This window comes from Streptomyces roseifaciens (assembly GCF_001445655.1).
Taxonomy (GTDB): Bacteria; Actinomycetota; Actinomycetes; order Streptomycetales; family Streptomycetaceae; genus Streptomyces; species Streptomyces aureoversilis.
In genome coordinates this window covers 2624733-2630732 of sequence record NZ_LNBE01000003.1, presented here as the reverse complement: position 1 = coordinate 2630732, position 6000 = coordinate 2624733, and the positions used below count along the sequence as shown (strand labels likewise).

Annotated in this window: 5 protein-coding genes; 4 read left to right on the top strand and 1 reads right to left on the bottom strand. The window is 69.0% G+C overall.

The window, feature by feature from the left end; genetic code table 11:
* The 4 genes from AS857_RS40050 to AS857_RS17135 all read left to right on the top strand — a co-directional run.
* Window positions 1–643: metallophosphoesterase family protein (locus AS857_RS40050; RefSeq protein ID WP_476718233.1), on the top strand; the 643-nt coding region annotated here is incomplete at its 5' end.
* A 1055-nt stretch (window positions 644–1698) separates the two neighbouring features.
* The gene (locus AS857_RS17145) at window positions 1699–2217 is read left to right on the top strand and encodes a hypothetical protein (protein WP_058043941.1); all 519 of its coding nucleotides are present in this window, start codon (window positions 1699–1701) and stop codon (window positions 2215–2217) included.
* Between the two features lie 457 nt (window positions 2218–2674).
* Window positions 2675–3364, top strand: a complete 690-nt coding sequence (locus AS857_RS17140) for an SMI1/KNR4 family protein (RefSeq protein WP_058043940.1) — start codon at window positions 2675–2677, stop codon at window positions 3362–3364.
* An 801-nt stretch (window positions 3365–4165) separates the two neighbouring features.
* A complete protein-coding gene (locus AS857_RS17135) occupies window positions 4166–4591 on the top strand; it encodes a hypothetical protein (protein ID WP_058043939.1) in 426 nt (141 codons plus the stop codon).
* A 163-nt stretch (window positions 4592–4754) separates the two neighbouring features.
* Here the strand turns inward: AS857_RS17135 and AS857_RS17130 are convergent, their stop codons facing one another.
* A complete protein-coding gene (locus AS857_RS17130) occupies window positions 4755–5495 on the bottom strand; it encodes a DUF6884 domain-containing protein (RefSeq protein ID WP_058043938.1) in 741 nt (246 codons plus the stop codon).
* Window positions 5496–6000: the final 505 nt, after the last annotated feature.

Here is a 6000-nt window from a genome sequence, read left to right as displayed (position 1 = left end):
CCCCGGGCCCGCCGGCCATGGCTACACCCCCGCCAACCTCACCCAGGCAACCCTCTACTACGCCTTCCCCATCGCCGACGGCATCATCGGCATCAGCCTCGACTCGACCGATCCCGGCGGCGGCAAGGCCGGGTCCATCGGCCACCGGCAGCTGACGTGGCTCGACGAGACCCTGACCCGGCACCAGGACAAGCACGCGCTGGTCTTCAGCCACCACCCCAGCTGGAGCATGAACAACAAAACCCCCGATCCGGCCCGTCCCGCCGAGACCCGCCACTCGGGTGCCGAACTGCTCCGGCTGCTCGGCAGCCACCACAACGTCGTGGCCTGGATCAACGGCCACAGCCACTGCAACCGCATTCGCCCACGCCGCACCTTCTGGGAGATCTGTACCGCCTCCCACATCGACAGCCCTCAGCTCGCCCGTGTCATCGAAGTCACCGACAACCATGACGGAACGCTGTCCCTGTTCACCACACTGATCGAGTCAGCGGCCCCGCCCCGCTCCTACCACCACGACTTCTCACAGACCGGCCTCGCCTCCCTCTACCGGGAGCTCGCAGCCAACGCCCAGGGCGCCGACCCGAGCTTCCCCGGAACACCGACGGACCAGAACACAGAACTCCTCCTGCACCGGCCATAAGCCCGTACGACCGCCACCTCGGCACAGGCCCCCCTGGCACCCCGGACCTCCGGCTTCGGCATCGGCATCGGCATCGGCATCGGCATCGGCATCGACCCAACCCGGTCCGTCCTGCGGCACTGGCACCTGCCGACGCTGTACTCGCGCAGGGCCGACATGTACCCCACGCCCAGCGCGGAAACACGCGACCCGGAAACACGCTCGGGCCGAGCGCCCGTACGCCGGCGCGCCCACCCGAACGGTGACGACCATGCGCCGCAGTCCACTTACAAGCCGCTTACCGGGTAACAGCGTCCACGAGACCGCGATCCAGCACCACGAACCGCAGACCATGCTCACCGCCAACCAACTGCCCGCCGAACACTGCGACCACCCACTCCGCCCGGGCGCCACCGAGGCCGAGTCAGCCGCCCTGGGCCCGGCCAAGCCAGCCGTCACCCCTGGAATCCCTGATCGGCGAGGGCACCGGTGACCGCATTCGCTCCTCACTCCCCTCCCCCGTCTCGAGCAGATCAAAGCCGGCGGCCCCATCCTGAAGCCCCTCGGGCTGCGTTGCACCCGCGAGGAAGCCTCCGGCGGAAACAAACCGCGCCCAGCGCGATCAGCGGCGGTAGCACCCATATCAGCACCAGGAACCACTCACCGGGACACACAAACAAGTCGTCCGCACTCCTGCCAGCCGTCCGCACAGCGGCAACAATGACGAACAAACCACGACCACGCGGAAACGCCCCCAGGAGCACAAAGACACACCCCAGCAATCAAGGACATACCAGACTTCCACCTCTTACTGACCACCAGTCACGACACCTGCCTCCACCAGGACCGGACGCCCGCCAAGCCTTCAACAAGGACAAGAGGGTGACGATCCCCGAAGTAGGGATCACCATGCCCGAGCTCCTCAACGCGCCACCGCCTCCTTCTCCCCCAACCGCCCATGCACCGGCGGCCGGGCATTCAGCCGCTGTTCCGGCCCGTTTGCACGAGTCGAAGCGTGGTGAAACGCTGGGAGTGGCCGGATCCGGACCTCGGTTCATGCGAGGAACGGAGAGATCATGACCAAGATTCGCTCGTTGCTGAGAGCCATGTTGTGCGCGGTCTTCGCGCTGCTGTTTGCGGCCGTCTGGACGCAGTCGGCGCACGCCTATACCTGGGCCCGGGGAGTCACCTTGTACAACGGCCCGGGCTTGTGCGTCCAGGGCGACGCGGGCATCGACCACGCCCGGCCGAACGTGTTCTCCGGCAATCTCGCGTACGGGAACGCCTACGCGCTGACCCAGGGCTGTGGCACCGGGCTCACCAAGCCGGCCAGCCAGGCCGGCGTGCAGGTCCATGTGTTCCGCTGGAACGGGTCCGAGTGGCAGCTGTGCCGGAGCTCCGACTGGAAGTTCGGCCCCACCGGCCAGACGGGTGGTGACCTGGGCAGCCCCTACGGCCCTTCGATCGTTTTCGACTACGGCGGATCGGCGTCCTGCGGACCCGGTCGCTACGGAGCGCAGGCCCACGTCATGGTCTGGGACGGGTCCCAATGGCGCGAGGGCCACGTGTGGTCGGGAGCCGAGACCGTTCCGTAGACCAGTCGGCAGCCGGTGGACGACTCGGCGTCGAAGGCCGTCGCCGGGCGCCCTCATTGGTGCTGGCGCCCGCCGTCATGAGGCCGAAGTGTCAGTAGTGTCGCGTACGTCTGCGCATGGTTGATCTGAGCTCCTCTGTGCCGTGGGTGCGCGACTTCGCGACCTGGGCACCTCTGCTGCGGCTCCTGCTGGACAGCCGTCCCGGCATGCAGGCTGTCCGTTCCATCCGCGTTACGGGACGCATCGGGCGGTACAGCTGGAGCCTGGGCCTGCGGGGACGCATGTCGTCGGCGGAGCGGTACACGGTGGAGCGCGTACAGAATGCGCTGGCGCGCGACAAGACCGAAGACGTCACGTTCACGGCGGACATCCAGCCTCAGCCGGACGGACGGACCGCGCTCACATCGATCTCGTCCAGCCCTGCATTGGAACCGCCATCGCCTCCTCGCACCTGGGAGTGCTCGTCCTGGTCGACAGCTCCGTTCCCGAGCCCTGGCGCCGCCTCCCCGATCCGACGCCCGAGGCGACGCCGGCCCCGCCGGCGGACCTGGAGTTGCTGGAGCGGACACTGCGCGAGCGGTTGCCCGACTCCATCGGCGCGACGGACGAGGAGGTCGCCGCCACCGGGACGCGCCTCGGCGTCACGCTGCCCGACGAGGTCAAGGTGCTCTACCGCGTGACGCGGGCCCGGTGGGAGGACTGGGCCGACGACTACAAGGCAGCGCACCGCGTCACCCAGGCGATCGGCTGCGAGCTGTCCTCCTTGGAGTACCTGCACAGCGTCGACGGGGCCGCCCGTCACTCCCACTGGGCGCTCCCGGAGACGAAAGCAGTCATCACCCCGCCGGACGCCGCAGTGCAAGGTTTGGTCGGCTCACCCCGCTGGATCGTCTTCGGCGGCAACGGCGGGGACGGGCTGCCAATCGACCTGACCCCCGGCCCTCGTGGACACGTCGGGCAACTCGTCCTCGTCGACCACGAGCAGAGCATCGGCGCCGAACTCGTCGCCGACTCCCTCACCGACCTGATCCTGGGCCGGGTGAGGAAGGAACGCCGTATCCCTCGCGGGGACCGACTGCCGGTCGTGGCGGGGGTCGGCAACGGAGGCGTGCCTACCGTTGAGGCCGCCGCCCACCCCGACCTGTAAGTACTGTCCCTGACGGGGACCGACGGCGCGACGTACGACACCGAGGCGGCCACGGACGGGGAGGAGACCGAGGTGGGCCTGGCCCCCGTACCAGGCAGCCGCGGCACGCTCCGTGCGGTCTGGCAGCAGGACCCGGCCGCCACCCACCACCTGCCACCTGCCACCGGAGCTGTGCCACACGCAGCAGGCCGCCATGAACCAGGCCCTGCGCACGATCCTGTCCGCCCACCACCTCTGGATCGAAGACGGCCCACTGGGCGAAGCCCCACTCCTCCTCGGCCGGACCCGCCCCAGCCCATGAACCGGGACAGCACCGCCCCGCCCCCCAGTGCCCCATGCGCGCATTCGGTGGCCGTCATACCGATCTTCCGTCCCTGGGCCTCTGGCTCCCTCCTCTGTGGAGCAAACGCCGCTGAGCACGGCGCTTTCGACAGGCGGGCCCTCGGGGATGTCACAGCTGATCCCCAGGGGCCCGTGGCGTGTCCGGCTCGGGGTCAGATCTCACCGGCTGCCGTGGCGGTGAGCCAGTCAGCGGCTTCGGCATCGGTCATGAGCAGCGCCTGCGCCGGGTGGGCGGTGCCGTCCTGGACGACGTGGACACGGCCCGGGTGCGCGCTGCTCCTCTGGGCAGGGCCGGCTATCGGGGCGAGCCGCTGCCAGCGAACTCAGCGGGGCGTCAGGGCGACGTCAGCACAACGTTAGCGAGCCGTTAGCCGGCAGCCGGTAGGCTGACGGAGTGTCAGAGCCCGGGCCTGGAGCCCTGGCTCGCATGGGACATATTCAGAGAACGGGAAGCTCAGGTTGAAGAGATTCAAGACCGTCGTTGTCGCCCTCGCCACCATGGCAGGACTGGCCGTCGCCGTCACGCCGGCTCAGGCAGCCGACACCTGCACTGCGGGGGGCGGCGGCAAGTACATATGTGATTACGGCGTAACGGACCACAAGCTTCCGAACGGCGAGAAGGAACAGTTCCTCGTCGGCCTCGACTATGCGGTGTGGACGCGCTGGACCGTCAGCAAGCAGTGGACCGGATGGGTGTCCATGGGCATGCCCGATCCTCTCGGTAATGGCCGCGCCGCAAGCAAGATCAACGTGACAGATGCGCAGTGGCAGGGCGAATTCGCAACGCACATCGTTCTCCAGAACAGCAACGGCGCCACCGTGAGTAAGACGCGCCCCGACCTCGGGACGAACTGGTGGCCTTGGGACTTCCCCAAGTGCTGCTGAGGCCTTTCTTCGAATGGTGCCGCAGTTCAGCGGAGCTCCGCTGCCAGGTTCCGTTCCGGCGTAGCCGTGTGCACCTCGGGGCAGGGCGGCCGGTTCGGGGTGAGGCGTGCCCGCTACGTGACTGCCGGGCCCGGCGCGATGGTCGTCGCGCCGGGCCGGTGTCTCATACGAAGGGCGTGATCCGCTCCTCGATGCCCAGCAGCAGCTTGCCGTAGATTTCCATGCCCACCCGCGGGCGTGGAGACCGCATTGTCGTCCGGCGGTGCTCGCGTCCCGCCAGATCCCCTGCAACGGGTTGGCGTCGACGAAGGCGCCGCCGCCATGCACGCTGAGCGGGGTGCTGATGGCCTCCAGGATGTTCTTGATGGCGTGTCCGCTGCCCGCCCGGACCCCTCAACAGCTCCGCGTACTCCCGGCCCCCGAGGAAGATCACCTCCGCGTCGTCCAGCCCCTCTCGCGCGGTATGGCGAGCCAGCTTCTCCCCGGTGACGGCCCGTGGGTCGCCGAGCGTAACGTCGTAGGGGCGCAACCACTGCTCCAGCGGCACCAGCCCGTGGAGAGCGGAGACGACACGGATCAGGGACGGGTCCGTCAGCGCGTGCGCGGCGCGCCGCAGCGAACGGTGGTACCGCGGTACGTCGCGGTGGCGAGCATCGCGGCAACCCCCGGCGAGGACGTGGCCCGCGCCCTGTTCCGGGAGCACGTCAGGTCCGACGGCCACGTCCTGGCCGACGCCGTCGGCTACCGGCCGCCCCCGCCCGGAGCCGTTGCCGAGGCCCTGCTGAAGGGCGCGGCCGACAAGCCGATCTGCCGAGTGGAACCGGCGGCGCTCGCGGACGCCATCGACGTCGTGAACGCCTACGCAGGAACCGCGCACACCGCCGCGGACCTGGCGGAGCTGCACGATGCGGAGGCGGCTGCCTCCATCAAGAGTTGGGGCCGTGCCCCTGGTGCTGTTCCCCGGACCCGGACCCCGAGCAGATCGAGGCCGAGCCCGACATCGCCACCGAGTGGGCCGCAGCCGGCAGCCACCACGGTTAGGTGTTGCGGCGTCTCGATCGAGACGCCGCAACACCTAACCGTGGCTACAGCTCGCGGGCCGGCTTGCACAGTGCGGCGCGGATCGCGATCCACTCCTCGGGGACGCGTCGGCCCGGGGCGTCTGGAGCATTTGGCGTGCTGCGGCGCTGCTCTCTCTCCCGACTCGCGGGCCATCTCCAGGACTCGGACGTTCAGTTTGCCCCAGTGGTCGGCCTCGATCAGATCGCGGCAGGCTGTGCACACCGGCCGGGATGTCGGGGTTACCCATGCTCCAGCCCAGAAAGGTGTCCTTGAGGTTCATCACCACCGAGCCACCGGTGAAGGCGTAGGCCGGTGGACGCGCATCACAGAACCAGCACTCATCTGGA

Coding starts and splice junctions, on each gene's coding strand:
- AS857_RS17145 (WP_058043941.1), top strand. CDS start 1,699: ATGACCAAGATTCGCTCGTTGCTGAGAGCCATGTTGTGCGCGGTCTTC.